The 25,005-nt window shown below is 64.7% G+C and carries 23 protein-coding genes; 8 read left to right on the top strand and 15 right to left on the bottom strand.

Annotated features, from left to right (window positions below; translation table 11 throughout):
- Nucleotides 1-125: 125 nt before the first annotated feature.
- On the top strand, nt 126-1,079 hold the full coding sequence (gene accA / locus BCL93_RS04465; protein ID WP_112053986.1) for an acetyl-CoA carboxylase carboxyl transferase subunit alpha: 954 nt from the start codon (nt 126-128) through the stop codon (nt 1,077-1,079).
- A gap of 91 nt (nt 1,080-1,170) precedes the next feature.
- Nucleotides 1,171-2,571: a tRNA lysidine(34) synthetase TilS gene (gene tilS / locus BCL93_RS04460; RefSeq protein WP_112053898.1), complete on the top strand. Its 1,401-nt coding sequence runs from the start codon at nt 1,171-1,173 to the stop codon at nt 2,569-2,571.
- On the opposite strand, the gene ppx is transcribed toward tilS, so the two are convergent.
- Nucleotides 2,568-4,124, bottom strand: a complete 1,557-nt coding sequence (gene ppx, locus BCL93_RS04455) for an exopolyphosphatase (RefSeq protein WP_112053897.1) — start codon at nt 4,122-4,124, stop codon at nt 2,568-2,570. The genes tilS and ppx overlap by 4 nt on opposite strands.
- A gap of 466 nt (nt 4,125-4,590) precedes the next feature.
- On the opposite strand from ppx, the gene rho reads away from it, so the two are divergent.
- The 6 genes from rho (at nt 4,591) to BCL93_RS04430 (ending at nt 11,112) form a co-directional block, all read left to right on the top strand.
- On the top strand, nt 4,591-5,850 hold the full coding sequence (rho, locus tag BCL93_RS04450; RefSeq protein ID WP_092522964.1) for a transcription termination factor Rho: 1,260 nt from the start codon (nt 4,591-4,593) through the stop codon (nt 5,848-5,850).
- Nucleotides 5,851-5,953: 103 nt separating this feature from the next.
- Nucleotides 5,954-7,447 (top strand): 4-hydroxy-3-polyprenylbenzoate decarboxylase, encoded by a 1,494-nt coding sequence (gene ubiD / locus BCL93_RS04445; RefSeq protein WP_112053985.1) that lies wholly within the window; start codon nt 5,954-5,956, stop codon nt 7,445-7,447.
- A gap of 64 nt (nt 7,448-7,511) precedes the next feature.
- The gene (locus BCL93_RS04440) at nt 7,512-8,297 is read left to right on the top strand and encodes an NAD(P)H-flavin reductase (protein WP_112053896.1); all 786 of its coding nucleotides are present in this window, start codon (nt 7,512-7,514) and stop codon (nt 8,295-8,297) included.
- A complete protein-coding gene (gene folM, locus BCL93_RS04435) occupies nt 8,294-9,007 on the top strand; it encodes a dihydromonapterin reductase (RefSeq protein ID WP_112053895.1) in 714 nt (237 codons plus the stop codon). The genes BCL93_RS04440 and folM overlap by 4 nt, the downstream gene beginning before the upstream one ends.
- Nucleotides 9,008-9,048: 41 nt before the next feature.
- Nucleotides 9,049-9,174 (top strand): hypothetical protein, encoded by a 126-nt coding sequence (locus BCL93_RS17435; RefSeq protein WP_258395967.1) that lies wholly within the window; start codon nt 9,049-9,051, stop codon nt 9,172-9,174.
- 786 nt (nt 9,175-9,960) lie between these two features.
- Nucleotides 9,961-11,112 carry a 3-deoxy-7-phosphoheptulonate synthase gene (locus BCL93_RS04430; protein ID WP_112053894.1) on the top strand — a complete coding sequence of 384 codons (1,152 nt, stop codon included), beginning with the start codon at nt 9,961-9,963 and terminating at the stop codon, nt 11,110-11,112.
- 123 nt (nt 11,113-11,235) lie between these two features.
- Here BCL93_RS04430 and ppk1 read toward each other — a convergent pair whose 3' ends face one another.
- From ppk1 to argS, 14 genes are all read right to left on the bottom strand, one after another.
- A complete protein-coding gene (gene ppk1, locus BCL93_RS04425; protein WP_112053893.1) occupies nt 11,236-13,443 on the bottom strand; it encodes a polyphosphate kinase 1 in 2,208 nt (735 codons plus the stop codon).
- Nucleotides 13,444-13,486: 43 nt separating this feature from the next.
- The gene (gene hemB, locus BCL93_RS04420; RefSeq protein ID WP_181463028.1) at nt 13,487-14,455 is read right to left on the bottom strand and encodes a porphobilinogen synthase; all 969 of its coding nucleotides are present in this window, start codon (nt 14,453-14,455) and stop codon (nt 13,487-13,489) included.
- Nucleotides 14,456-14,762: 307 nt separating this feature from the next.
- Entirely contained in the window at nt 14,763-15,563 is an 801-nt protein-coding gene (tatC, locus tag BCL93_RS04415; protein ID WP_112053891.1) for a twin-arginine translocase subunit TatC, read from the bottom strand.
- Nucleotides 15,560-16,027: a Sec-independent protein translocase protein TatB gene (gene tatB, locus BCL93_RS04410; RefSeq protein ID WP_112053890.1), complete on the bottom strand. Its 468-nt coding sequence runs from the start codon at nt 16,025-16,027 to the stop codon at nt 15,560-15,562. Before tatB ends, tatC begins: the two co-directional genes overlap by 4 nt.
- Nucleotides 16,028-16,033: 6 nt before the next feature.
- On the bottom strand, nt 16,034-16,303 hold the full coding sequence (tatA, locus tag BCL93_RS04405; RefSeq protein WP_112053889.1) for a Sec-independent protein translocase subunit TatA: 270 nt from the start codon (nt 16,301-16,303) through the stop codon (nt 16,034-16,036).
- A 30-nt stretch (nt 16,304-16,333) separates the two neighbouring features.
- A complete protein-coding gene (locus tag BCL93_RS04400) occupies nt 16,334-16,675 on the bottom strand; it encodes a phosphoribosyl-ATP diphosphatase (RefSeq protein ID WP_112053888.1) in 342 nt (113 codons plus the stop codon).
- 79 nt (nt 16,676-16,754) lie between these two features.
- The gene (gene ubiB, locus BCL93_RS04395; protein WP_112053887.1) at nt 16,755-18,374 is read right to left on the bottom strand and encodes a ubiquinone biosynthesis regulatory protein kinase UbiB; all 1,620 of its coding nucleotides are present in this window, start codon (nt 18,372-18,374) and stop codon (nt 16,755-16,757) included.
- Nucleotides 18,371-19,033, bottom strand: a complete 663-nt coding sequence (locus BCL93_RS04390; RefSeq protein WP_112053886.1) for a ubiquinone biosynthesis accessory factor UbiJ — start codon at nt 19,031-19,033, stop codon at nt 18,371-18,373. The genes ubiB and BCL93_RS04390 overlap by 4 nt, the downstream gene beginning before the upstream one ends.
- On the bottom strand, nt 19,033-19,779 hold the full coding sequence (ubiE, locus tag BCL93_RS04385; protein WP_181463026.1) for a bifunctional demethylmenaquinone methyltransferase/2-methoxy-6-polyprenyl-1,4-benzoquinol methylase UbiE: 747 nt from the start codon (nt 19,777-19,779) through the stop codon (nt 19,033-19,035). The genes BCL93_RS04390 and ubiE overlap by 1 nt, the downstream gene beginning before the upstream one ends.
- 194 nt (nt 19,780-19,973) lie before the next feature.
- Complete coding sequence (locus tag BCL93_RS04380) at nt 19,974-20,357, bottom strand: gamma-butyrobetaine hydroxylase-like domain-containing protein (RefSeq protein ID WP_112053884.1); 384 nt, start codon at nt 20,355-20,357, stop codon at nt 19,974-19,976.
- A gap of 78 nt (nt 20,358-20,435) precedes the next feature.
- The gene (hslU, locus tag BCL93_RS04375) at nt 20,436-21,758 is read right to left on the bottom strand and encodes an ATP-dependent protease ATPase subunit HslU (RefSeq protein ID WP_112053883.1); all 1,323 of its coding nucleotides are present in this window, start codon (nt 21,756-21,758) and stop codon (nt 20,436-20,438) included.
- 3 nt (nt 21,759-21,761) lie between these two features.
- Entirely contained in the window at nt 21,762-22,280 is a 519-nt protein-coding gene (hslV, locus tag BCL93_RS04370) for an ATP-dependent protease subunit HslV (RefSeq protein WP_112053882.1), read from the bottom strand.
- Nucleotides 22,281-22,491: 211 nt separating this feature from the next.
- Nucleotides 22,492-23,178 (bottom strand): SPOR domain-containing protein, encoded by a 687-nt coding sequence (locus tag BCL93_RS04365; protein ID WP_112053881.1) that lies wholly within the window; start codon nt 23,176-23,178, stop codon nt 22,492-22,494.
- Between the two features lie 3 nt (nt 23,179-23,181).
- Nucleotides 23,182-24,867: an arginine--tRNA ligase gene (gene argS, locus BCL93_RS04360; protein ID WP_112053880.1), complete on the bottom strand. Its 1,686-nt coding sequence runs from the start codon at nt 24,865-24,867 to the stop codon at nt 23,182-23,184.
- Between the last annotated feature and the right edge of the window lie 138 nt (nt 24,868-25,005).

Raw genomic sequence — 25,005 nt, 5'->3', positions numbered from 1 at the left:
GGAGGTGCCTTGCGCCGGGCTGACAAGCTGCGATAATGAGCAGCTATATTTCAATAGTTCCTTTTGAACGTTCCCGCGACAGCCGTGGCCTCCAGGCTGCCCCGATTGCTAACAAGCTGAAGCCTATGAACCCCAATTATCTGGATTTCGAACAGCCCATTGCCGAGTTGCAGGCGAAGATCGAGGAACTGCGGCTGGTCGGCAATGACAGCAAGATCAACATCAACGAAGAAGTGGCCAAGCTCCAGGAGAAGAGCAAGAAGCTCACCGAGTCGATCTTCAAGGATCTCACCGCCTGGCAGGTATCCCAGCTCTCGCGTCATCCGCAGCGCCCCTACACTCTCGACTATCTCGAGCACGTCTTTACCGACTTCGACGAGCTCCACGGCGATCGTCATTTCGCCGATGATGCGGCACTGGTCGGCGGCGTGGCGCGCCTCGACGACAAGCCGGTGATGGTCATCGGCCATCAGAAGGGTCGCGACGTCAAGGAGAAGGTGCGCCGCAACTTCGGCATGCCGCGCCCCGAGGGCTACCGCAAGGCATGCCGCCTGATGGAGATGGCCGAGCGCTTCAAGATGCCGGTGCTGACCTTCATCGACACCCCCGGCGCCTACCCGGGCATCGATGCCGAGGAACGCGGCCAGTCCGAGGCCATCGCCTACAACCTCGCGGTGATGTCGCGGCTCAAGACCCCGATCATCTCTACCGTGGTGGGCGAGGGCGGCTCCGGTGGCGCTCTCGCCATCGGCGTCTGCGACGAGCTGCAGATGCTGCAGTACTCTACCTACTCGGTCATCTCGCCTGAAGGCTGCGCCTCGATCCTGTGGAAGAGTGCCGAGCGTGCCTCGGAAGCGGCCCACGCCATGGGCATCACCGCCGAGCGTCTGCAGGAGCTTGGTTTCGTCGATACCCTGATCAATGAGCCGCTGGGCGGTGCCCACCGCCATCCGACGGTGACCTCTGAGCGTATCAAGACCTCGCTGCTCGAGAGCCTCGATCGCTTGCAGGGCCTGGGTACCGACGCCCTGCTCGAGCGCCGCTATCAGCGCCTGATGAGCTACGGCGCCCCGGCCTGATCGGTCAGAGGCTGCTGCGCTCGCGGCGCCTCTATCCCGGCCAGGTGTCTAGCTGCGCTAGAATCGGCCCCGTCAGCGCGGTGGAATCCTTATGATCGAGGATGTGCAAAGGTTGATCGACGACGCCCTGGCGGAGACCCCGCCGGGGCGTCGCGTTTGGGTGGCGCTCTCCGGCGGGCTCGACTCGAGCCTGCTGCTGACGCTCGCCGCCCGGGCGGCTCACCGTCATCCCCGCCCGCTGTATGCCTTGCACGTCGACCACGGCCTGCAGGCGGCATCAGCTGAGTTTATTCGCCACTGTCACCGGCTCTGCGACCGTCTTGGCGTGCCGCTGTTCATCGAGCGGGTGAGTGTCGACGTCACGGCCGGTCGCGGGCTCGAGGGCGCCGCCCGGGAGGCTCGCTACGCCGCCTTCGCCGCCCGGCTGAGCGCGGGTGACACCCTGTGGCTTGCCCAGCATCGTCGCGATCAGGCCGAGACCTGGCTGCTGGCCGCCCTGCGCGGCAGTGGGATGCGCGGGCTGGCTGGCATGCCGAGGGAGCGTGACTGGGCAGGCAGTCGTGTCGTCCGCCCCCTGCGGGAGTTGCCCCGGACGCGCATAGAGCGTGAAGCCGAGGCGATTGGGCTTGGCTGGGTCGAGGATCCAAGCAACGTCGACGAGATGCTTGATCGTAACTTTCTGCGTCACCGTGTGCTGCCGCTGCTCGAGTCTCGCTGGCCCCGCGCCGAGGCGAGCTTGGCCCGCAGTGCGGCGCTTGCCGGTGAGGCGGACGGGCTCCTGGGTGAGCTGGCGGCGCTTGATCTGACCGCCTGCGGCGGCGACCCCGGCCGGCTGGCGCTACCGGCCCTCAAGGCCTTGAGTGCACCGCGTCGGCGCCTGCTGATCCGCTACGCCTGCCAGTGTCTTGGGTTGCCTACACCCCCGACAGCGCGCCTGTCGGCTCTCGATGAGCAGCTCCATGCCCGAAGCGATGCCCAGGTCCAGGTAGCCTGGCCAGGCGCAGAGGCGCGGTGCTGGCGTGAGGGGCTCTATCTGCAGCGCCCTTTGGCCGACCTGCCGGCAGACTGGCAGGTCGCCTGGGATGGCCGGGCGGTACTTGAAACGCCGCTAGGGTGGCGTTCGATGCAGCTTGAGAGGCGCCTTGAGGGCGGTCGTTCTGGAAAGAGGGGTGGCTACCGGGTGCGTGCGCGTCAGGGCGGCGAGGTATTGCGGCTGGCCGGACGCGGCCGGCGGGACCTCAAGCGGCTCTTGCAGGAAGCGGGCCTGCCGCCCTGGCGGCGACAGGCCCTGCTGGTGGTGTGGGACGGCGAGGTGGTGGCGGCGGTCTTCGATCCGCTAGAGGAGGCCGTGCTGGCCTGTTCAGCGGGCTACTGGGCCGAAGATCGGGTTTGTGGCGCTGAGGGCCCTTATGCCGAAGAGGGCGCTGAGGGCTCTTGTGCCGAAGAGGGCGCTGAGGGCTCTTGTGCCGAAGACGGTGCCGGCATCGACTAGCGCGCCGAAACGGTGGCGGTGTCCAGCGTTTCGATCGCCAGCGTAAAACCGGCGGCGCGCTGATATTCCTTTTCCTGTTCTAGGTCATTGACCAGCAGCGCCTGCTCGGCGAGTTCATCACTCAGCGACAGCGATAGCTGTTCGCCATCGGCGTCGAGGCGGAAGGCCGTCGGCGGGTGCTCTGGGCGGGAGTGGTTGAGGATCACCGCTAGCCGCAGCAGTCGGGCCAGGCGCCCAAGCGTCGGTCGCACCGCGGCGGGCAGAGCATCGAGTTCCTTGAGCGGAAACTTGCGCCGGTGGGCGCGCACCAGGAAGGCCAGGGCCTGCTGCTCGGGGCGTGACAGCCCGGCGAGGTCGGAGTTGGCCAGCAGGTAGGCGCCGTGGCGATGGAACTGGCTGTGCGAGATGACAAGGCCGATCTCGTGCAGTTGGGCCGCCCAGTCGAGGAACTGGGCGTTGCTAGCGCTAAGCTGCCAAGCAGTCCCCACCTGTGTCAGGCACTGCCGGGCGCTGGCGGCAACCTGATCGGCTTGGCGCGGATCAATCTGGTAGCGGCGACGCAATCCTTCTAGGGTTTGCAGGCGAGAGTCCTCGGCGGTGTTGCGTCCGATCATGTCGTAGAGCACGCCCTCGCGCAGGGCGCCGTCGGAATAGCGCATCTGTTCGAGGCCGAAGGCCTCGAAGACCGCCGACAATACCGCGATGCCTGCGGGGAAGACGCTGGCGCGGTCTTCCTTGAGGCCGTCCATGGCGACCTTGTCGAGCCGCTTCATCTTGATCAGACGCTTGCGTAGGGTGGCCAGGCCCTTGCGGTCGATGATGCCATCGGGCGCCTGGCCACTGGCGGCCAGCACCGACGCAGCGGCCTTGATGGTGCCGCTGGAGCCCACCGGGTCGGCCCAGCCGAGCTCCTCGAAGGGGCGGCGGATGTTGGCCAGCTCCGAAAGGGCGGCGAGTTCTGCCTTGCGAAAGCGTTTTTCGGAGATATCGCCATCGGCGAAGAAGCGCTTGGTGAAGGTCACGCAGCCCATTTCCAGGCTTTCGAGCGCCAGGGGTTCGAAGTTCTCACCGATGATGAGCTCCGTGGAGCCGCCGCCGATGTCGACGATCAGGCGCCTGCCGTGAACTTCGGCCAGGGCATGGGCCGCGCCCAGATAAATCAGGCGGGCTTCCTCGCGTCCGGCGATGATCTCGATCTCATGGCCGAGCAGTGCCTCGGCGCGCTCGATCAGCACCTGGCTGTTGGTCGCCGCGCGAAGCGCGTTAGTGCCTACCACTCTGAGCTGAGCGTTGGGCGTTTCTTCGAGAAAAGGGGCGAAGCGGGCCAGGCAGTCCAGCGCGCGCTGCATGGCGTCTTCGGTCAGGGCGCCTTCGTCATCGAGGCCGGCGCCCAGTTGGACCTTCTCACCGAGCTTGGCCACGACCTGCAGCTGGCCGCTGACGTTATTGGCGACCAGGAGATGGAAGCTGTTGGAGCCCAGATCGATGGCTGCCAGGCGCTGCGGCGCTGGTGCGTCGTCAGGCGTGTCGCTGAAGCCCGGATGGTTGATCATGAAAGATCCCCTGATGTCACTTGGCCCCAAGGTTGCGGCCCGCCCTGGGGGTTGTCAATCGCCGCCATCGCGGCGAAGCGCTACTGGGGCTTGCGTTTGCCGATTCGCTTGACTACCATCGAGTCGTTCGCCTGTTCCGAATACTTCCCGACTGCTTCACGGTGACCGCTAAACGGCATCTCACGCCGCGGTCAGACTCCAAGTCGTCAGTCAGCCCGCTGATTCCTTACGATGACGCTTCGCCATCATGACTAGCTATTCAGGCGATACGAATACGGCTACATGAACAGCGCTTCCCTCTTAGTTCGATATCGTCCATGGCTTCCCCGCAAGCAGCGGTCGGCTGATCATATCTCGAGAGTGGATGTCCCAGGGCTCTGAACGCACCACGCGGCGCATCGTCACCGCCTCCTGTCGTTTTCCGGCTTCGTTGCCACGCTGACACGAGCTATTTCTGATCAAACCGATGAATCTTACCGAACTCAAGCAAAAGACCGTGCCGGAACTGCTGGATATCGCCCAAGAAATGGGCATCGATAATCTGGCCCGCTCGCGCAAGCAGGACATCATTTTCGCCATCCTCAAGAAGCACGCCAAGAGCGGCGAGGACATCTACGGCGATGGTGTACTGGAGATTCTCCAGGATGGCTTCGGCTTTCTGCGCAGCGCCGACTCTTCCTATCTCGCCGGTCCCGATGACATCTACGTCTCGCCGTCCCAGATCCGTCGCTTCAACCTGCGCAAGGGCGACTCGATTGCCGGCAAGATTCGTCCACCCAAGGAAGGTGAGCGTTATTTCGCCCTGTTGAAGGTCAACGAGATCAACTTCGACCGGCCGGAAAACGCCAAGCACAAGATCCTGTTCGAGAACCTGACCCCGCTGTTCCCTCAGGAACGCATGGTGATGGAGATCGGCAACGGTTCGACCGAGGATCTGACGTCGCGCATCATCGACCTGACGGCGCCCATCGGCAAGGGCCAGCGCGGCCTGATCGTCTCGCCTCCCAAGGCGGGCAAGACGCTGATGCTGCAGAACATCGCGACCTCGATCACTCGCAACAATCCCGAGTGTCACCTGATCGTGCTGCTGATCGACGAGCGTCCGGAAGAGGTGACCGAAATGTCACGCACCGTGCGTGGCGAAGTCGTGGCCTCGACCTTCGACGAGCCGCCGGCCCGCCACGTACAGGTCGCCGAGATGGTGATCGAGAAGGCCAAGCGCCTGGTCGAGCACAAGAAGGACGTGGTGATCCTGCTCGACTCCATCACCCGTCTGGCCCGTGCCTACAACACCGTGGTGCCGTCCTCCGGCAAGGTGCTGACCGGTGGTGTCGACGCCCATGCTCTCGAAAAGCCCAAGCGCTTCTTCGGTGCGGCGCGCAACATCGAGGAAGGCGGCAGCCTGACCATTCTCGCCACGGCGCTGGTCGACACGGGCTCCAAGATGGACGAAGTGATCTTCGAGGAGTTCAAGGGTACCGGTAACATGGAGGCCCATCTTGATCGCAAGCTGGCCGAGAAACGGGTCTATCCGGCGATGAACATTCGTCGCTCGGGCACCCGCCGCGAAGATCTGATCGCCTCCGAGGATGAAATGCAGCGCATGTGGATCCTGCGCAAGCTGCTCAATCCGATGGATGATGTGGCGGCCACCGAGTTCCTGATCGATCGTCTAAAGGATACCAAGACTAACCTCGAGTTCTTCGAGGCGATGAAGCGGCGCTGATTCTGCCGCTGCGCTCGACGTGAATCGGGCATGATCCGTTAATCAGTCCAAGGGGCGGCATGCTATGCTGCCCCTTTTGTCGTGTTGGGAGCGCAACAACCGCATGAAGTATAAGGACTTGCGTGAGTTTATCGCCGCCCTGGAGGCGCAGGGAGAACTCCAGCGGGTGACTGCCGAGGTGGACCCCTACCTCGAGATCACCGAGATCTGTGATCGCACCCTCAAGGCCGGCGGTCCGGCGCTCCTGTTCGAGAACGTCAAGGGCCATGACATGCCGCTGCTGGGCAATCTATTCGGCACCCCGCGGCGTGTAGCGCTGGGCATGGGGCAGGAGTCGGTGAGTGCCCTGCGCGAGGTTGGCAAGCTACTGGCCTTCCTCAAGGAACCCGATCCGCCCAAGGGCTTTCGTGATGCCTGGGAGAAGCTGCCGATCTTCAAGCAGGTGATGAGCATGGGGCCTAAGGTGCTCCGCAAGGCGCCGGTGCAGGAGGTGGTGCTCGAAGGCGAGGCGGTGGATCTCGATCGCATTCCCATCCAGCACTGCTGGCCTGGCGATGCCGCGCCGCTGGTCACCTGGGCGCTGGTGGTCACCAAGGGGCCCCACAAGGAGCGCCAGAATCTCGGCATCTATCGTCAGCAAAAGCTGGGCAAGAACCGCCTGATCATGCGCTGGCTCTCTCATCGTGGCGGGGCGCTGGACTTCAAGGAGTGGCAGGCCGCCCATCCCGGCGAACCCTTCCCGGTCGCGGTGGCGCTGGGCGCCGACCCGGCCACCATCCTGGGCGCGGTGACGCCGGTGCCGGATACCCTCTCCGAGTATGCCTTCGCCGGTCTGCTGCGGGGCTCGCGCACCGAACTCGTCAAGTGTGGCCATGCCGATCTCGAGGTGCCGGCCTCCAGCGAGATCATCCTCGAGGGCTTCATCTACCCCGACGACATGGCGCCCGAGGGCCCCTACGGCGATCACACCGGCTATTACAACGAAGTCGAGCACTTCCCGGTATTCACCGTCGAGCGCATTACCCATCGCCGCGACCCTATCTACCACTCGACCTACACTGGCCGGCCGCCCGACGAGCCGGCGATCCTCGGCCTGGCCCTCAACGAGGTCTTCGTGCCGATCCTGCGCAAGCAGTTCCCGGAAATCGTCGACTTCTATCTGCCGCCCGAGGGCTGTTCCTACCGCATGGCGGTGGTGACGATGAAGAAGCAGTACCCGGGCCATGCCAAGCGGGTGATGATGGGCGTGTGGAGCTTCCTGCGCCAGTTCATGTACACCAAGTTTGTGGTGGTGCTCGATGACGACATCGATGCCCGCAACTGGGAAGACGTGATCTGGGCCATCACCACTCGCATGGACCCGGCCCGTGATACGGTAATGGTCGAGAACACGCCCATCGACTACCTGGACTTTGCCTCGCCCACCGCCGGGCTTGGCTCCAAGATGGGCATGGATGCCACCAACAAGTGGCCGGGCGAGACCGACCGCGAGTGGGGTGAGCCGATTGTCATGGACGAGGCCGTCAAGTCGCGGGTCGATGATCGCTGGGCCGAGCTCGGGATCACCCTGCCGGCGGGCCCCGCCCCACGCTCCTGACTTCTTCCAAGCTGCTGACTACGCCCACGCTCCTGACTTATGCTCCTGACCACGAGAGGCGCTTATGACCGCAAGGACCCTGACCTGCCAAGTAACGGCGGTGGAGGATCTCAATCCCGATGTCTTCCGGGTACGCCTGGAAGGGCGCCCCGAGGCCATGGCACATGCCCCGGGCCAGTACCTGGAGCTTGAGCTGGACGACGACACCTGGGTGCCGTTCTCGATCGCCAATGCCCATGTCGATGACGGCTCCCTCGAGCTGCATATCCAACACTGGCCCGAGCGCTCCAATTCGGCGCGCCTGCGTGAGCTCATGCAGCACGCCGCCCAACTGACTCTGCGCCTGCCGGGTGGTGACTGTGTGCTTGATCCCGACAGCAGCCGTCCTTTGCTGCTGGTTGCCGCCGGCACCGGCTTCGCTCAGATGAAGGCAATCGTCGAGGCGGCGCTGCACGCCGACCCCGGGCGCGAGATCGACCTGTGGTGGGCGGCCAAGGAGCGCCGCGAGTTCTATCTTGAGAGTCAGGCCCGGGAGTGGGTCACCCGGCACCCTAACGTGACCTTCCACGGGGTCAGCGAGCAGGGCATGAGCGACGACTTTGCGGCCCCGCGTATCCAGGGACATGTCGGTCGCATCGACGCCGCACTGGGTGAGGCGCTGGACGATGTCGACGTCTCAGGCCACGACGTTTACCTGTCCGGCTCGCCGGGCATGGTTTATGCCTGCGTCGATGTGCTGGCCTCGCTGGGGCTCGAGCCCTCGCGGGTGTTCTCTGATGTCTTCGCCTATGCGCCGCGTGATCCTCTGGTGCCCACCGTGGGCAGCCTGGTGAGGGCTGGCGAGACATGAGTGCGGCCCCGATCCTGATCACCGGTGGCGCCCAGCGGCTGGGGCGCCACTGTGCCGAGCGACTGATCGATGACGGTCACCCCGTCATCATCAGCTATCGGCGTGAGCGCCCCGAGCTCGAGGCCCTGCGCGAGAAGGGCATCGTCACACTGGCGGCAGACTTTTCGAGCGAAGCCGGTATCCTCGATTTCATCTCACGGCTCAAGGCAACGACGCCTGCGCTGCGGGCGATCGTCCACAACGCCAGCGACTGGGCCCCGGACAGCCGCGGCGACGATGCCGGTGCCAACTTCGAGCGCCTGTTCCGGGTACACATGCAGGCGCCTTACCTGCTCAACCTGCATGCTCAGGCCCTGCTTGAGGCCGGCGACGAGCCGCTCGCCGATATCGTGCACATGACCGACTATGTGGCGGTCAAGGGCTCGAAGAAGCACGCCGCCTATGCGGCGACCAAGGCCGGGCTCGACAACCTGACGCTGTCATTCGCCGCCATGTACGCGCCGCGCATCCAAGTCAACGGTATCGCGCCGGCGATGATCATGCTCAACGAGGGCGACGATGAGGCCTACGCCGAGAAGGCCCGAGCCAAGTCGGCGATGCAGATGATCCCCGGGCCGGGGGTGATCTACGAGAGCCTGCGCTACCTGCTCGACAACCGCTTTGTGACCGGTGTGACCCTGCCGGTCGATGGCGGGCGACACCTGCGCTAGACTCTGTCTATCGGCTGACGCCCTATCCCGTGAGGTCACTCATGGCTGAGCATGATCCTAACTTCAAAGACGAGTCGGGGTTTCTGACCCTGTTCCTCGGAGTCGTTGTGCTGGTCGGCATGGCCGGCCTGCCGGCGACCATTGGCTGGGTTCAGTATTTTGGCTAAGCGCTATTTAAGCTACGTACTATTCTGGCTAAGCACTATTTTGGCTATGCACTATGTTGGCTAAGCACTGACGCCAGGCATCCAGGCTCAGCTGGCTAGACGAGTGGCTCAGGCCAGCGGCACAGCGTAATGGCTAAGGGGCAAATAACTAAGGCGAGTGACCAAGGCCTGTATCCCGCCCTGACGGGCTTGCCAAGCCCGTCAGGGTGTGTAGGATGAAGCAAGTCATTGAAGCTCAGTCATTAGAAACTCAGTCATTAGAAACGTGCTCACTAGACACGTTGATCAGAACTCTCAACAGACAGCCGAATAACCATGACCCATCTCTCGCTTGCTTCCAACACTGCCCGCTTCGCCTTCTCAGGCGATGTGCGGTGCTTGGCGTGCAAGACCGAGGCAGGCATTGAAACAGCCGGTTGGCAACGGTTCTGGAGCTATTGGTTTAGCGCCGGCGTGCCGGCGGCCTGGTCTCACTGACCCGCGCCGCGAGGTACGCCCCACTCAGGGTTGCCTCCGATGTCTTGAAACCCCCGGTCGGCAACCCGACCGGGGGTTTTCGTTTCTGGACGCTTTGTCACTCATACATCGGGCCTCAGGCCCACAAGGAAGACACGCGATGTTCGACCGCCACGCAGCTTTTGCCATGACCCTATCGCCCCGCTACGCGAGCGCGTATGGCTATTGGCGATTTAGCGACGCCCGGTCGGCACAATTCGCCACCTCCGGCCGGCATGCTCTTGGTGGCCATACGACTCGACGCCAATCGCCTAGCCGGAGCCTTACCCCATGAATGCCAGTCTTTCTGCCCTTGACCCTGTTGCCGAACGTCGTGCTGAAGCTAGTTGCCAAAGTGTCGCTGACGGTACTTCTGACAGTGCTCAGGACACTGCTACCCAAGGCGATGCCGCCACGGCCCTGACGCTTGAAGAGAGCCCCCTGCCGACCCCCGACGAGCTGCGTCGTGAGCTGCCGCTGTCGCAGGCCTTGGCCGAGCGGGTCGAGGGGCAGCGCGAGGCCATTCGCGCCATTCTCGATGGCCGCGACGATCGTCTGCTGGTCGTGGTGGGCCCCTGTTCGATCCATGATCCCAAGGCCGCCCGTGACTACGCCGAGCGCCTCGCGGCGTTGGCCCATCAGGTCGAAGACCGGCTGCTGTTGGTGATGCGGGTCTATGTCGAGAAGCCTCGCACGACGGTGGGCTGGAAGGGGCTCGCCTACGATCCTGGCCTCGAGGGTGCCGATGACATGGCCACCGGCCTGACCCTGTCCCGCTCGTTGATGCGTGAGATCGTGGAACTGGGCCTGCCGGTCGCGACTGAGCTCCTGCAGCCGATGGTCGCGCCTTACCTCGATGATCTGCTGGCCTGGACAGCGATCGGCGCGCGCACCACCGAATCCCAGATCCACCGTGAACTGGCCAGCGGCCTGGGCGCCGTGGTCGGCTTCAAGAACGGCACCGACGGCGGCGTTCAGGTGGCCATCGATGCCATTCGCGCCAGTGCCCACCCTCATCATCATCCGGCCATCGCCGCCGACGGCCGGCCGGTGATGCGCCGCACGCCGGGTAACCCCCACACCCACGTGGTGTTGCGCGGCGGTCATGGCGAGCCCAACTTCCGGGCGCCGGAAGTGGCGGCCTGTCGCCGGGCGCTTCAGGAGGCGGGGCTGGCGCCACGGATCATGGTCGACTGCAGTCATGCCAATTCGCGCAAGGATCACCGGCGTCAGGGCGAGGTGCTGCTCGATGTGCTGGGCCAGCGCCTGGCCGGGGATACCGGTCTGGTCGGGGTGATGCTCGAGAGCCACCTTTACGAGGGCAAGCAGCCGTTGAAGCCTGGCGCGCTGCGCTATGGCGTCTCGGTCACCGATGCCTGCCTGGGCTGGGATACCACCGAACACTTGCTGGCGACCGCCGCCGAGCGACTGCGGGACGCTTGAGTCACCTCACCGTGCTGACGTAATACGGTGATGGGATGGCAGATACCACGACGCCGGGCCAGGGCCCGGCGTCGCTGTATCAGTGAAAGGCATCTGCCTTGTCGTGATGCTCGTTTGCGTTGGTTACGCTTTGGTCGCGTAGGCGTAGAGCAGGGTCTCCTGGACGCTGATCGGAGCGCTGTCGCCGACTTCCTGCTTGATGTAGCTGCCGTCTGACTGCAACAGCCAGCTCTGGCAGTTGTCGACCAGGTAGGTCTCCAGATCCTTGCGCACTCGGGCAGCAATCTTCTTGTCGAGGAAGGGGAAGCAGGTCTCGACACGGTGGAACATGTTGCGGGCCATGAAGTCTGCGCTCGAGCCCCATACCTCTGGCTTACCACCGTTGTGGAAGTAGAACACTCGGGTGTGCTCGAGGAAGCGTCCGATCACCGAGCGGACCCGGATGTTGTCGGAAATACCCGGAATGCCGGGGCGCAGGCAGCACATGCCGCGGATGATCAGGTCGCACTCGACGCCTGCTTGTGAGGCGCGGTAGAGCGCGCGGATCAGCTGCGGCTCGGTCAGCGAGTTGCACTTGATGATCAGGTGGCCGCGCTTGCCTTTCTCGGCGTTCTTGGCTTCCCGGTCGATCATCTCCACCATTTTGGGATGCAGGGTGAAGGGCGCGTGCAGTAGCGTCTCGATCTTTCGAGCTTGCCCCATGCCGGAGAGCTGCTGGAAGACCTTGTGCACGTCCTCGCAGAGCGTCGGGTTGGCGGTCAGCAGGCTGTAGTCGGTGTAGAGCTTGGCGGTCTTGGAGTGATAGTTGCCGGTCCCCAGGTGCGCGTAGTAGCGAAGATCGCCCTTCTCGCGGCGCACGATGTGAATCATCTTGGCGTGGGTCTTGTAGGCCATCACGCCGTAGATGACGATGGCGCCGGCCTCCTGCAGCCTTGAGGCCAGGGTCAGGTTATCGGCCTCGTCGAAACGGGCCCGCAGCTCGATGACCACCGTGACCTCTTTGCCGTTGCGCGCCGCCTCGACTAGAGCGCTGACCACCGGTGAGTCGGCGCCGGTGCGATAAAGGGTCTGCTTGATGGCCAGTACCGCCGAGTCCCGGGCGGCCTCGGCGAGCAGGTCTTCGATCGGCTTGAAGGACTGGAAGGGGTGGTGAAGCAGAATGTCCTGCTCGCGAATAGCGTCGAACAGGCTACCGCTCTTGTTGAGGGGCTTGGGCACGCCGGGTGTGAAGGGGCGATAGCTGAGCTCGGGACGATCGATATCACTCAGCACCGCCATCATGCGAGTCAGGTTGACCGGACCGTTGACCCGATACAGGTCGGCTTCCTCCAGCTCGAACTGCTTGAGCAGAAAGCCGGCCAGGTCATCCGGGCAGTTGTCGGCGACTTCCAGGCGCACGCCACTGCCATAGCGCCGGGCCAGCAGCTCGCCGCGCAGCGCCGTGGCCAGGTCGGAGACCTCTTCCGGATCGACCGCCAGGTCGGCGTTGCGGGTCAGGCGGAACTGGTAGCAGCCGCGCACCTTCATGCCCGGGAAGACCTCCTGGGCATGGGCGTGGATCATCGAGGAAAGAAAAACATACTCGTTGAAACCTTCCGCGCAGAGCCCGTCGGGCAGGCCGATCACGCGCGGCAGCGAGCGCGGTGCCGGCAGTATGGCGAGCCCTCCCTCGCGACCGAAGGCATCCTTGCCCTCCAGCTCGACGATGAAGTTGAGGCTCTTGTTGACCAGTCGCGGGAAGGGGTGAGAGGGGTCCAGCCCGATCGGACTGATCACCGGCACGATTTCTTCCTCGAAGTAGTCCTTGACCCAGTTGGCCTGTGCTTCGCTCCAGTCGCCTCGGCGACGGAAACGCAGGCCTTTTTCTTCCAGCGCCGGGATCAGCTGTTCGTTGAGTATCTGGTACTGGCGCTCAACCTGGGCATGGGCGACCTGAGAAATCTCGTCGAGGATCGAGCGGGGCAGGCGGCTGTCAGCGCCGGTATCGTCGTTGCCCAGCATCAGCTGATGCTTGAGGCCCGCGACGCGAATCTCGAAGAACTCGTCCATATTGGACGAGAAGATCAGCAGGAACATCACCCGGTTGAGCAGCGGGTGCGACGGATCGAGGGCCTGTTCGAGCACTCGGATGTTGAACTGCAGATGCGACAGCTCGCGGTTGAAGTACAGACGCGGATCGCTGAGGTCGGCCTCGGGGTCCGGCACCACCTTGGCCTGAATGCCGGTGCGGGTCCGGTTGACCCGCAGCGGTGGCGCTTCGGCGGAGCTGTTCTCGTCGAAAGGCGCCTCGGGCAGTGTGCTGCCGGTATCAGGGGTGCGAGAGTCTTCCATCTTGCCTCCGGGAAGCCAAGGAAGGGCACTCTCGCCCTTCCTGTTATTTTGCTAGCAGTCGCGCCGCGCGTTTGGCGAAGTAGGTCAGAACGGCGTCGGCACCTGCGCGCTTGAAACACATCAGCGATTCTAGAATGACCCTATCATCCTCGAGCCAACCACGTTCGAAGGCCGCCATGTGCATGGCATACTCACCGCTGACCTGGTAGGCGTAGGTCGGGACACGCAGCTCGTCCTTGACCCGCCGAACCACGTCCAGATAAGGCATGCCGGGTTTGATCATGACCATATCGGCGCCTTCGGCAAGATCCATCGCCACCTCCTGGAGGGCCTCGTCGCTGTTGGCCGGGTCCATCTGGTAGGTGCTCTTGTCCGCCTTGCCAAGGTTGCCTGCCGAGCCCACCGCATCGCGGAAGGGGCCGTAATAGCGCGAGGCATACTTGGCGCTGTAGGCCATGATACGTGTGTTATGCAGCTGTTCCTGTTCAAGCATCTGGCGAATCTCGCCGATACGCCCGTCCATCATGTCCGAGGGAGCCACTACGTCGGCGCCGGCCTCGGCATGTGACAGCGCCTGCTTGATCAGGACCTCGACGGTGCGGTCATTTTGAACGTAACCCGCCTCATCCAAAATGCCGTCCTGGCCGTGGCTGGTGTAAGGGTCTAGCGCCACATCGGTGATGATGCCAAGTGCCGGGCACGCCGCCTTGAGCTCACGCACGCAGCGTTGCACCAGGCCGCTGGCGTTATAGGCCTCTTCGGCCAGCTCGTTCTTGAGCTCTGAGTCGATCACCGGAAACAGTGCCAGCGCTGGAATGCCCAGCGCCTGTGCTTCGCGGGCTTCTTCGATCAATAGATCGATCGACAGGCGCTCGACGCCGGGCATCGAGGGCACGGCTTCGCGGCGATTGCTGCCCTCAAGCACAAACACCGGCCAGATCAGGTCGGCTGCTGTCAGGGTGTTTTCGGCCATCAGGCGACGCGAGAAGTCGTCTTTGCGCATGCGACGCATGCGGGTACCGGGATACTGGCGAGGGATGGTGAAACTCAATCTCTGTCTCCAATCAGGACTCGCCATCGGTGCCTGGTTACCTTGGCGCAGATAATGGCAGGCGATGATGACGACAAGATGACAACCGGTTACAGCTCGGGCGAGTGCCCATGCATGTCCTTCGAGTATATTCAGTGTGCACGAGTGCCGGAAGCGTTGACTTGTCGCACCCCGCCCGACCGGCATTGATGCGCGTGGTGGCTTGCCGTCGCCCATGAAAAACCCCGCCTCAGCGGGGTTGATCAGAGCGGTAGGCGGGAAGGACGTCTCAGACGTCGCCGTCGTCCGTGGGGCGTGGCTGGCGCTTGACCAGGCGTCCGAACAGAATGCCCACCTCATAGAGCAGATACATCGGCACGGCGAGCAGGCTCTGGGAGATCACGTCCGGCGGCGTCATCAGCATGCCGACCACGAAGCAGCCCAGTACGACATAGGGACGCTTCTTCGACAGGCTCTCCACCGTGGTGGCGCCGGAGAAGATCAGCAGGAAGGTGGCGATCGGAATCTCGAAGGCGACGCCGAAGGCGAAGAACAGCTTGAGTACGAAGTTCAGGTACTGGTTGATGTCGGTCATCACCGTGACCCCAGCCGGGCCGGTCTGGGTGAAGAACTCGAACAGCAGAGGGAAGACGACGTAATAGGCGAAGGCCGCACCGCCGTAGAAGAGCGCAACGCTCGAGGCCAGCAACGGCACGGCGAGGCGCTTCTCGTTGTCGTAGAGGCCGGGCGCGATGAAGGCCCAGGCCTGGTGCAGCACGAAGGGCACGGCGATAAACACCGATACGACCAGCGTCAGCTTGAAGGGCGCCAGGAAGGGCGAGGCGACCTCGGTGGCAATCATCTGCGAGCCTTCCGGCAGCAGCGCCATCAGCGGCTTGGCGACGAAGGTATAGATATCGTTGGAAAAGGCGTACAGGGCCAGGAAAATCACCAGGATCGCCAGCACCGCGTGCATCAATCGCGAACGCAGCTCGATCAGATGCTCGATCAGGGGCGCCTGGTTAGCTTCCTGGCCGCTCTTCTGGCTGTCATGAGGCTGACTGTCCTGCGGGTCGGGAGTGGCGCTCATCGGGTGCTTTGGTCCTTGTCGCTGTCCGCGGACGCCTCACGGGGGGCCTCTGAGGTCGCTGTGGCCTCGTCACGGCGTTGAGCCGGGGCGGCGTCCAGGCGAGCCCTGTCGTCGGTCTGCTGGCCTTTGGGCTTGTCTGTGGCGTCGTCCGTGGCATTGTTCGTGGCATTGTCAGGACTGGCGCGGCCAGCGTCGACCCTGTCAGGCTCGGCGTAACGCTCGACATCCTGCTTGACCTTGTTGAGGCTGGCGTCGAGCTTTTTCTGCTGGTCGTCGAGCTTCTGGCGCAGCTCCTCGGCCTCTAGCTGGGCGGAGATATCTCGCTGCATGCCAGAGACCGTGCGCTTGATCTTGCCGATCCACAGGCCCGCGGTGCGCGCTGCCCTGGGCAAACGCTCGGGGCCGAGGACCAGCAGACCGACTACGCCGATGATCAGCAGTTCGAGGAAACCGATATCGAACATGGGCGGTTACTTGCGCTCGTCCGGTTCCTGCGTCTTGGTCTCGGCTTCGACGTCATAGGTCTTGCCGGTCTCGTCATGGGCGACGCGCTGTTGAGTGGCGTCTTCCTGTTCCTTTTTCTCGTCTTCGCCCTTCTCGCCGTCGTTCATGGCTTTCTTGAAGCCCTTCACGGCGCCGCCAAGATCCCCGCCGACGTTGCGCAGCTTCTTGGTGCCGAAGACCAGGATGATGATGCCCAGCACGATCAAGAGTTGCCAGATACTGATGCCACCTAACATGGAGTCTCTCCCTTCAATGGGCCCTTGGGCCTAAGCGTCCGTCGGGCGGGCGGCTTTCTCGTCCAGCCCTGATATTCCGAAGCGACGTGCCAGTTCATCAAGCACGTCCTGATGGTCAATCCCGAGATGCGACAGCATCACTAGGCTATGAAACCACAGGTCGGCCGTTTCAGCGACTACTGCCTCGCGGTTCTTCTCTGAGCCATTAGCCGCATCCTTGGCTGCCAGCAGGGTCTCGGTGGCTTCCTCGCCAACTTTCTCGAGTATCTTGTTGAGCCCCTTGTGATGCAGTGAGGCCACATAGCTGGTGCCGGGGTCCGCCTGGCGGCGCTGGTCGAGCACCTCGGCGAGCTGGTTGAGAATATCGCTCATCGATGACATTCCTGGGTCAGTGGATCGAAAAATCTTATTATTCAGTGGCCTGTGATGCTCTTTTGGTCCGCGGCGGGGCTTATTGCCAGGCGAGCAGCAGGACGCCAAGGCCGGCCGCCACCAGCACCGGCCAGGGCTGTTCGCCGGCCCAGTCGAGCAGCGGCTGCCAGGCAACGGCCAGGCCCACCAGCAGCGCGCCTAGGCGCAGCCGCCGGGCGCCGCGGGCAGAGGCGGCCACATGGCGGCGCAGGCCTGAGAGCGACTCGCTCTGGCGGTGGCGCTGCTTGTGTTCGGCCTCGACCCGGGAAAGTGCCTGGTGGGCGAGCACCGGCAGTTCTGGCAGCTGGCGCGACAGCTCCGGCGCCTGGCGCTGCAGCGACTCCCAGAGCCCGCGGGGGCCGGCGCGCTCTTTCATCCAGCGCTCCAGATACGGCTTGGCGGTATGCCACAGGTCCAGGTCCGGATAGAGCTGGCGCCCAAGGCCCTCGATGTTGAGCAGGGTCTTCTGCAGCAGCACCAACTGCGGCTGGACCTCCATGTTGAAGCGCCGCGCAGTCTGGAAGAGCCCCAGCAGCACCTGGCCGAAGGAGATGTCCTTGAGCGGCTTCTCGAGAATGGGCTCGCAGACCGAGCGGATCGCCGAGGCGAACTCGTTGGCGCGGGTGCCCTCGCCGACCCAGCCGGATTCGATATGCAGCGCCGCGACCTCGTAGTAGTCCTGATGGAAGAAGGCCAGCAGGTTGCGTGCCAGGTAGTCCTGGTCCTCGCGGGTCAGGCTGCCGACGATGCCGCAGTCGATGGCGATGTACTGAGGATCGTGGGGCTTGCCGTGGGCGACGAAGATGTTGCCCGGGTGCATGTCGGCATGGAAGAAGTTGTCGCGAAATACCTGGGTGAAGAAGATTTCCACCCCGCGTTCGGCGAGCTTCTTGAGATCGGTGCCCTGGGCCTCGAGGGCGGCCATGTCGGCCACCGGAATGCCGTGGATGCGCTCCTGGACCATCACCCGGCGCCGGGTCAGCGGCCAGTGGATTGCCGGCACGTAGAGAAGCGGCGAGTCCTTGAAGTTGCGCTTGAGCTGCGAGGTGTTGGCGGCTTCCCGATGCAGGTTCAGTTCGTCGAAGAGGGTGGCTTCGTAGTCGGCCACCACTTCGCGGGGCCGCAGGCGACGGGCCTCAGGGACCTTCGCCAGCAGGCGCGCCGCGGCGTAGAGCAATGACATGTCCTGGCGCATGACCCGTTCGATGCCGGGGCGGATGATCTTGACCACTACCTCCTGACCATCGGGCAGCCGGGCGGCATGTACCTGAGCGATCGAGGCCGACGCCAGCGGCGTTTTATCGAAGTGGGCGAAGGCCTCGTCGAGCGGGCACTCGAGCTCCTCCTCGACCAGGGCCGCGGCCTGATCGCCGGGGAAGGGCGGCACCTGATCCTGAAGGCGCCTCAGCTCGTCGGCGATATCCGGGGGTAGCAGATCGCGGCGGGTCGAGAGCATCTGGCCGAACTTGACGAATATCGGGCCCAGCGCCTCGAGGGCCAGGCGCAGCCGCTCGGCGCGCTCGCCGCGCACCGGGAAGAGCCGCAGCGGCGAGAGGGCGAGCAGCGCCCGCAGCGGCCAGGGCAGTCGCTCCCGTGGGATCAGGGTGTCGAGGCGATATCGGGTGATGACCCAGCCAATCCTTGCCAGGCGCAGGCTCATGGGCAGGGCTCCTCAGCCGATCCGTCGCGCCTGTCGTCAGGCAGGCCGCGCGCTTCCAGGCGTCGCCTGAGGCGCTCGAGCCGGGCCTCGAGGCGATCGCTTGCGATCTCGAGCGCGGTAAGCTGGTCGCGCATCACCTCGAGCTGATGGCGGCCGGGCAGCAGCTTGGCCTCTTCGAAGACGTACTCGCCGATGTCGGCGGTCAGCTCCTGGCGGGTGCGCAGGCCCCAGCGGGCCAGGCGGCGCATGCCCTCGGCCAGGCTGTGGGCCGGCCTATCGCCAAGCCAGTGGGCGAGCTCGCCCTCCCAGTCGAAGTCCAGGTCGAGCAGCAGGTCCCGGGCCTGTTCGAGTACCTGGGCGCGTCCGCGCACCGCCAGGCGTCCTCGGAACATCAGACGCTCGGCGGATTCGCCGCCGATCAGCTCACCCAGGGCCTCGCTGTCGGCCTCGACGATCACATCGGCGTCTTCATCGCTCAGACCCTCGCCCCGGGAGAGCGACAGGCCATGTGCATCGAAGGTCACCAGCAGCGCATAGGCCGGGCGCTCCAGGCGCACCAGCAGGCGCGAGCCGGCGAGCGAGGCCAACCGCGTGGCCGCTGCAGGGTCCCGGGCGAGCAGGGCGTTCAGGGTGCGTTCGAAACCGGCGAGGACCATCATCAGAGCTTGATGCCTCGGTGCAGGGCGACGATGCCGCCGGTCAGGTTGGTGTACTCGACGCGCTCGAGCCCGGCCGCTTCCATCATGCCCTTGAGGGTCTCCTGGTCCGGGTGCATGCGAATTGACTCGGCCAGGTAGCGGTAGCTGTCGGCGTCACCGGCCACCCACTGGCCCATCTTCGGCAGCAGATGGAAGGAGTAGTCGTCGTAGGCCTTCGACAGCAGCGGGTTATCGGGCTTGGAGAACTCCAGCACCAAAAGGCGACCGCCGGGCTTGAGTACCCTTGCCATCGAGCGCAGGGCGGCATCCTTGTCGGTGACGTTGCGCAGGCCGAAGGCGATGGTGATGCAGTCGAAGCTGTTGTCAGGGAAGGGCAGGCACTCGGCGTTGGCCTGGACGTACTCGACGTTGCCGCCGACGCCATGGTCGAGCAGCTTGTCGCGGCCGACCCGCAGCATGGAGGCGTTGATGTCGGCGAGGATCACCTGGCCGCGAGGGCCGACCTGGCGCGAGAACTTCAGGGTCAGATCACCGGTGCCGCCGGCGATGTCGAGCACCCGGTGGCCGGGACGCACGCCGGCACGCTCCAGGGTCAGGCGCTTCCAGACCCGGTGGATGCCGAAGGACATCAGGTCGTTCATCACGTCATAGCGCGCCGCCACCGAGTGGAAGACGTCGGCGACCCGCGAGGCTTTTTCGTCGACCGGGACTTCCTGATAGCCGAAGTGAGTGGTGCGCTTGTCCATGGGCATCCCTATCAGTCAGTACATCAGTCCGTGCCCGTGGTGCGGCACGCACAATAATAAGAGAGCCGGCAAGAGGCCGGCGGTGACGCCATTGTAGCGTCACCGCGATGGCCTTGTCTTTGCCGTCACGGACTCGAGCGGTGCCCGATAGGCGACGGTGTTCTGCCGACCGGCGCTGCGGGTCGGCGGTTGCCTCACAGCTCCTTGAACTGGATGCTCTTCGGCTCGCGGGACTCGCCGGCCGCCTCGAGTCGCTTGAGATAGTCCGCCCAGTTGATCTCGGCGTTGGTCGCCAGGGCGTACAGGTAGTCCCAGCTGAAGAGGCCGCTGTCGTGGCCGTCATCGAAGGAGAGCTTCAGGGCATAGCGCCCGGCCTGGGTAATGTTGGCAAGGCCCACGTTCTTCTTGCCGACCTGCAGCACGGCGGTGTCGGGGCCGTGGCCGCGCACCTCGGCGGAGGGCGAGAAGACGCGCAGATACTCGATCGACAACCGGTAGGTGTCGCCGTTCGGGTAGCCAAGCTCCAGCTCGCGGGCGGACTTGTGGTAGTGAACGCGTGAGGGAATCGGGACGCTCATGGCGGCCTCCTGTAGGAATCCACAAAGCGGGCTGGCCGCGGCCCGCCGCGAGGGCGTGGCCACGGCCAGCGTGCCAGGTCAGAGGATGTAGCGCGACAGGTCCTCGTCCATGGCCAGTTCGCCGAGCTGGGAGTCGACGTAAGCGGCGTCGATGGTCAGCGGGCCTTCCATGTCGCCACCCTTGAAGGACGCATCTTCGAGCAAGCGCTCCATGACGGTATGCAGGCGACGGGCGCCGATGTTCTCGGTGCCTTCGTTGACCCGCCAGGCAATCTCGGCGATGCGCTTGATGCCATCGTCGGTAAAGGCGATCTCGAGGCCGTCGGTGGCCATCAGCGCCTGATACTGCTTGGTCAGGGCGGCGGACGGCTCGGTGAGGATGCGCTGGAAGTCCTCCGGTGACAGGGCGTTGAGCTCGACCCGGATCGGCAGTCGGCCCTGTAGCTCCGGAATCAGGTCCGAGGGCTTGGCCAGGTGGAAGGCGCCGGAGGCGATGAACAGGATGTGGTCGGTTTTGACCATGCCGTGCTTGGTGGAGACCGTCGAGCCCTCGATCAGCGGCAGCAGGTCGCGCTGCACGCCCTCGCGGGATACCTCGCCGCCGCTGCCCTGCTGGCCCTTGGCGACCTTGTCGATCTCGTCGAGGAAGACGATGCCGTGCTGCTCCACCGCCTCGATGGCGCGATGCTTGATGTCGTCCTCGTTGACCAGCTTGGCGGCTTCCTCGTCGCGCAGGAGCTTCCAGGCATCCTTGACCGCGACCCGCTGGGTCTCGGTCTTCTGCTTGTTCATGTTGGAGAACATGCTCTGCAGCTGGCTTGCCATCTCCTCCATGCCCGGCGGGGTATTGAAGTCCATGCCACCGCTCTGCGGGGTGATCTCGATGTCGATTTCCTTGTCATCGAGCTGACCCTCGCGCAGCTTCTTGCGGAAGACCTGGCGGGTCGAGGTGTCGTCCCGGGCACTGTCGTACTCGCTGCCCCTCGGCCGCGGCAGCAGGGCGTCGAGGATGCGCTCCTCGGCGGCATCGTCGGCCTTGTGACCGACCTCTTCCTTGGCCTGCTCGCGAACCATCTTGATCGCCGCCTCGGTCAGATCACGGATGATCGACTCGACGTCACGACCCACATAGCCCACTTCGGTGAACTTGGTGGCCTCGACTTTGAGGAAGGGCGCACGGGCCAGTTTGGCCAGGCGACGGGCGATTTCGGTCTTGCCCACGCCGGTCGGCCCGATCATCAGGATATTCTTGGGTGTGACTTCCTGGCGCAGCTCTTCATCGAGCTGCATGCGGCGCCAGCGGTTGCGCAGCGCCACGGCCACGGCGCGCTTGGCGTCCTGCTGGCCGATGATGAACTGGTCGAGGGCGTGAACGATCTCGCGGGGGGTCATCTGGGTCATGGCTCAGAGCTCTTCCAGCGTGATGTGGTGGTTGGTGAAGACGCAGATGTCGCCGGCGATCTCCAGGGACTTCTCGGTAATGTCACGGGCCGACAGCTCGGTGTTCTCGAGCAGGGCGCGGGCCGAGGACAGTGCATAGTTGCCGCCCGAGCCGATGGCAATGATGCCGCGCTCGGGTTCCACGACATCGCCGTTGCCGGTGATGATCAGCGAAGCGTTCTTGTCGGCCACCGCCAGCAGCGCCTCGAGACGGCGCAGGGCGCGGTCGGTGCGCCATTCCTTGGCGAGTTCGACAGCGGCCTTGGTGAGGTGGCCCTGGTATTTCTCGAGCTGTGCTTCGAAGCGCTCGAACAGGGTGAAGGCGTCGGCAGTGCCGCCGGCGAAACCGGCCAGCACCTGGCCGCGATAGAGGCGACGCACCTTGCTGGCGTTGCCTTTCATGACGGTGTTGCCCAGTGAGACCTGGCCATCACCGGCCAGGGCGACCTGGTCGCCGCGGCGTACGGATACGATCGTGGTCATGGAGAAGGACTCCGTAGTGGGAGCGATGACACTCCCGGTGACTTGGGCGTCCGGGATGCGGTGAGCGGTCGGACGGACGCCATGAAAGCTGTCGTTGGTAACGTGAAGGAAAGGTGTGGGCGGGGGAGGGGGAATTCAACCTTGGCCAGGCGGCGGCAGGTGGATGCCTGCCGCCGCGGCCACGCGCGGCGTTGCGGCTGCGCGGATCGGCTCAGTTCTGCAGGCGGATGGTCAGCGGCTCAATGCCCTGGGTGATCATCAGATCCTGGGCGCGGTTGAGCTCGCGGGCGTCGCCGTAGGGGCCGACCTGAACTCGGTGCCAGGTGGCGCCGTCTCCGGTCTGGACCTTGCTGATGCTGGCCATCAGCCCGAAGTCGCTCAGCTTTCCTGCCAGGCGCTGGGCATCCGAGGCGTCGCGAAACGATGCGGCCTGCAGCATGTAGCGCTCGTCGTCGGCAATCTCGGTGGGCCGGCGGTTCTCGGCACTCTGCGCCTGCTGGCGCGAGATCTGCTCGGCGATGGGGTCTTTGGCCGCCGCCGAGGCGTTGCCCTGAGACTCGCCGCCCGGGGCGATGACCTCGGATTCCGGCAGCAGGGTATAGAACTCGAAGGTCGGCATGCGGGGCTCGCTGGCCCCGGTCGCCTGGCCTCCTGTTTCACCCTTCGATGCGTCGGCCGACGGTGCGGCCTGCTCGGCCGCGGGACGGCTGAATACCTTGGCCAGTGGTGCCGGCGCTGAATCCTGCAGGTACTGGGAGAGGAAGAAACCGGCCACCAGGCCACCCAGCCCCCACAGCCAACCGGGCACGCGGGGCGCTTGGCGCTTGGCCTGTGTGGCGCGCTTGCGGGTCGTCGCCCCCTTGCGGCTGGCGGGTTTAGCGGCTTGGCGTGCGGCCATGGCTTACATCTCCTCGGGGGCGCTGACGCCCAGCAGGTCGAGGCCGTTGCGGATCACCTGGCGGGTCGCGATACCCAGTGCCAGGCGCGCGTTGCGCTGGGCATCGTCGTCGACCATCACCTTCACCGCGTTGTAGCAGGTGTGGAAATCGGCGGCCAGGTCCTGCAGGTATTGGGCGACCTGCTGCGGCTCGCGATTGCCGGCGGCGATACGCACCACCTCCGGGTAGCGGGCCAGGCGGTTCATCAGCGCCTTTTCCTGATCGGTGTCGAGCACGGCCAAGTTGTCGAGCGCCAGGTCGTGCTGGAAGTCGCGGTCTTCGGCGGCGGCCTTGCGCAGCACGCTGCATACCCGGGCGTGGGCATACTGGATGTAATAGACCGGGTTGTCGTTGGACTGCGAGCGGGCCAGGTCGATATCGAAGGTCAACTGAGAGTCGGCACGCCGCGCGGCCAGGAAGTAGCGGGTGGCGTCACGGCCGACTTCGTCGATCAGGTCGCGCAGGGTCACGTAGCTGCCGGCGCGCTTGGAGAGCTTGACCTCGACGCCCGAGCGGGTGACCAGCACCATCTGGTGCAGCACGTAGTCCGGCCAGCCCTTGGGAATGCCCGCTTCGAGGGCCTGCAGGCCGGCGCGTACCCGGGTCACCGTGGAGTGGTGGTCGGCGCCCTGCTCGTTGATCACCTGGGTGAAGCCGCGCTGCCACTTGTCGAGGTGGTAGGCGACGTCGGGCAGGAAGTAGGTGTAGCCGCCGTCCTGCTTGCGCATCACCCGGTCCTTGTCGTCACCGAAGTCGGTGGTGCGCAGCCAAAGGGCGCCGTCCTGCTCGTAGGTATGGCCGCCCTCGATCAGCGTATTGACGGTGGATTCGACCTTGGCCTCTTCGTAGAGCGAGGACTCGAGGAAGTAGACGTCGAAGGCGACGCCGAAGGCCTTGAGGTCCAGGTCCTGCTCGCGACGCAGATAGGCCACCGCGAAGTCGCGGATCGCGTCCAGATCGTCGGGGTCGGCGGCGCCGGTGACGTGGCGGTCATCGGCGTGCACGGTTTCGCCGGCCAGGTAGCTCTCTGCCACATCGCGGATGTAATCGCCGCGGTAGCCGTCGGCCGGCCAGCTCGGGTCGTCCGGGGTCAGCCCCTTGGCGCGGGACTGCACTGAGCGCGCCAGGTTGCTGATCTGGGCGCCGGCATCGTTGTAGTAGAACTCGCGGGTCACGTCGTAGCCGGTCGCTTCGAGCAGGCGGCACAGGCTGTCGCCGATCGCCGCGCCACGGCCGTGGCCGACGTGCAGCGGGCCGGTCGGGTTGGCGGAGACGAACTCGACCTGCACCTTCTCGCCCTTGCCGTCGAGGCAGCGGCCATAGGCGTCGCCGCTGTCGAGGATGGTCGACACCACCTGGGCGAGGGCGTCGGTGGCGGCGAAGAAGTTGATGAAGCCCGGGCCGGCGATCTCGGTCTTGCTGACCGCCGGAGAGGCCGGCAGCGCCGCGACCAGCGCCTCGGCCAGCTCACGGGGCTTCTTGCCAGCCGGCTTGGCCAGCATCAGCGCTAGGTTGGTGGCGAAGTCACCGTGGGCCTTGTCCTTGGTGGGGTCGACTTTGATGGTCGGGGCGATGTCCTGGGGCAGTTCGCCCTGCTGCTGAAGGGCGCTCAGAGCCTCTTCGAGCAGTGCAATGATGGTGTCTTTCATGAAAAACCTGATGTCCTGTTGCCTGGCCCGGCAGGCGTGAATGACGGCGAGGAGCGTGCCGCCGGCCGGCGAGTTAGCGTCGCTCAACTCAGCGTGATGGCGCATTATCGGCAATTGCCGCCGCGCTTTAAACCTGAA

This window comes from Onishia taeanensis (assembly GCF_003268885.1).
Taxonomy (GTDB): Bacteria; Pseudomonadota; Gammaproteobacteria; order Pseudomonadales; family Halomonadaceae; genus Onishia; species Onishia taeanensis_A.
This window is presented reverse-complemented; position numbering and strand designations above follow the sequence as displayed.

Excerpts from the sequence above, each read along its gene's own strand:
- folM (WP_112053895.1), top strand. The coding sequence starts at position 8,294 with ATGAGTGCGGCCCCGATCCTGATCACCGGTGGCGCCCAGCGGCTGGGG.
- BCL93_RS04440 (WP_112053896.1), top strand. The coding sequence starts at position 7,512 with ATGACCGCAAGGACCCTGACCTGCCAAGTAACGGCGGTGGAGGATCTC.
- BCL93_RS17435 (WP_258395967.1), top strand. The coding sequence starts at position 9,049 with ATGGCTGAGCATGATCCTAACTTCAAAGACGAGTCGGGGTTTCTGACC.
- BCL93_RS04380 (WP_112053884.1), bottom strand. The coding sequence starts at position 20,357 with ATGAGCGTCCCGATTCCCTCACGCGTTCACTACCACAAGTCCGCCCGC.
- BCL93_RS04430 (WP_112053894.1), top strand. The coding sequence starts at position 9,961 with ATGAATGCCAGTCTTTCTGCCCTTGACCCTGTTGCCGAACGTCGTGCT.
- ubiD (WP_112053985.1), top strand. The coding sequence starts at position 5,954 with ATGAAGTATAAGGACTTGCGTGAGTTTATCGCCGCCCTGGAGGCGCAG.
- hslV (WP_112053882.1), bottom strand. The coding sequence starts at position 22,280 with ATGACCACGATCGTATCCGTACGCCGCGGCGACCAGGTCGCCCTGGCC.
- tilS (WP_112053898.1), top strand. The coding sequence starts at position 1,171 with ATGATCGAGGATGTGCAAAGGTTGATCGACGACGCCCTGGCGGAGACC.
- hslU (WP_112053883.1), bottom strand. The coding sequence starts at position 21,758 with ATGACCCAGATGACCCCCCGCGAGATCGTTCACGCCCTCGACCAGTTC.
- accA (WP_112053986.1), top strand. The coding sequence starts at position 126 with ATGAACCCCAATTATCTGGATTTCGAACAGCCCATTGCCGAGTTGCAG.
- tatB (WP_112053890.1), bottom strand. The coding sequence starts at position 16,027 with ATGTTCGATATCGGTTTCCTCGAACTGCTGATCATCGGCGTAGTCGGT.
- BCL93_RS04390 (WP_112053886.1), bottom strand. The coding sequence starts at position 19,033 with ATGATGGTCCTCGCCGGTTTCGAACGCACCCTGAACGCCCTGCTCGCC.
- BCL93_RS04365 (WP_112053881.1), bottom strand. The coding sequence starts at position 23,178 with ATGGCCGCACGCCAAGCCGCTAAACCCGCCAGCCGCAAGGGGGCGACG.
- tatC (WP_112053891.1), bottom strand. The coding sequence starts at position 15,563 with ATGAGCGCCACTCCCGACCCGCAGGACAGTCAGCCTCATGACAGCCAG.
- ubiE (WP_181463026.1), bottom strand. The coding sequence starts at position 19,779 with ATGGACAAGCGCACCACTCACTTCGGCTATCAGGAAGTCCCGGTCGAC.
- BCL93_RS04400 (WP_112053888.1), bottom strand. The coding sequence starts at position 16,675 with ATGAGCGATATTCTCAACCAGCTCGCCGAGGTGCTCGACCAGCGCCGC.
- tatA (WP_112053889.1), bottom strand. The coding sequence starts at position 16,303 with ATGTTAGGTGGCATCAGTATCTGGCAACTCTTGATCGTGCTGGGCATC.
- ppx (WP_112053897.1), bottom strand. The coding sequence starts at position 4,124 with ATGATCAACCATCCGGGCTTCAGCGACACGCCTGACGACGCACCAGCG.
- ppk1 (WP_112053893.1), bottom strand. The coding sequence starts at position 13,443 with ATGGAAGACTCTCGCACCCCTGATACCGGCAGCACACTGCCCGAGGCG.
- ubiB (WP_112053887.1), bottom strand. The coding sequence starts at position 18,374 with ATGAGCCTGCGCCTGGCAAGGATTGGCTGGGTCATCACCCGATATCGC.
- argS (WP_112053880.1), bottom strand. The coding sequence starts at position 24,867 with ATGAAAGACACCATCATTGCACTGCTCGAAGAGGCTCTGAGCGCCCTT.
- rho (WP_092522964.1), top strand. The coding sequence starts at position 4,591 with ATGAATCTTACCGAACTCAAGCAAAAGACCGTGCCGGAACTGCTGGAT.
- hemB (WP_181463028.1), bottom strand. The coding sequence starts at position 14,455 with ATGCGTCGCATGCGCAAAGACGACTTCTCGCGTCGCCTGATGGCCGAA.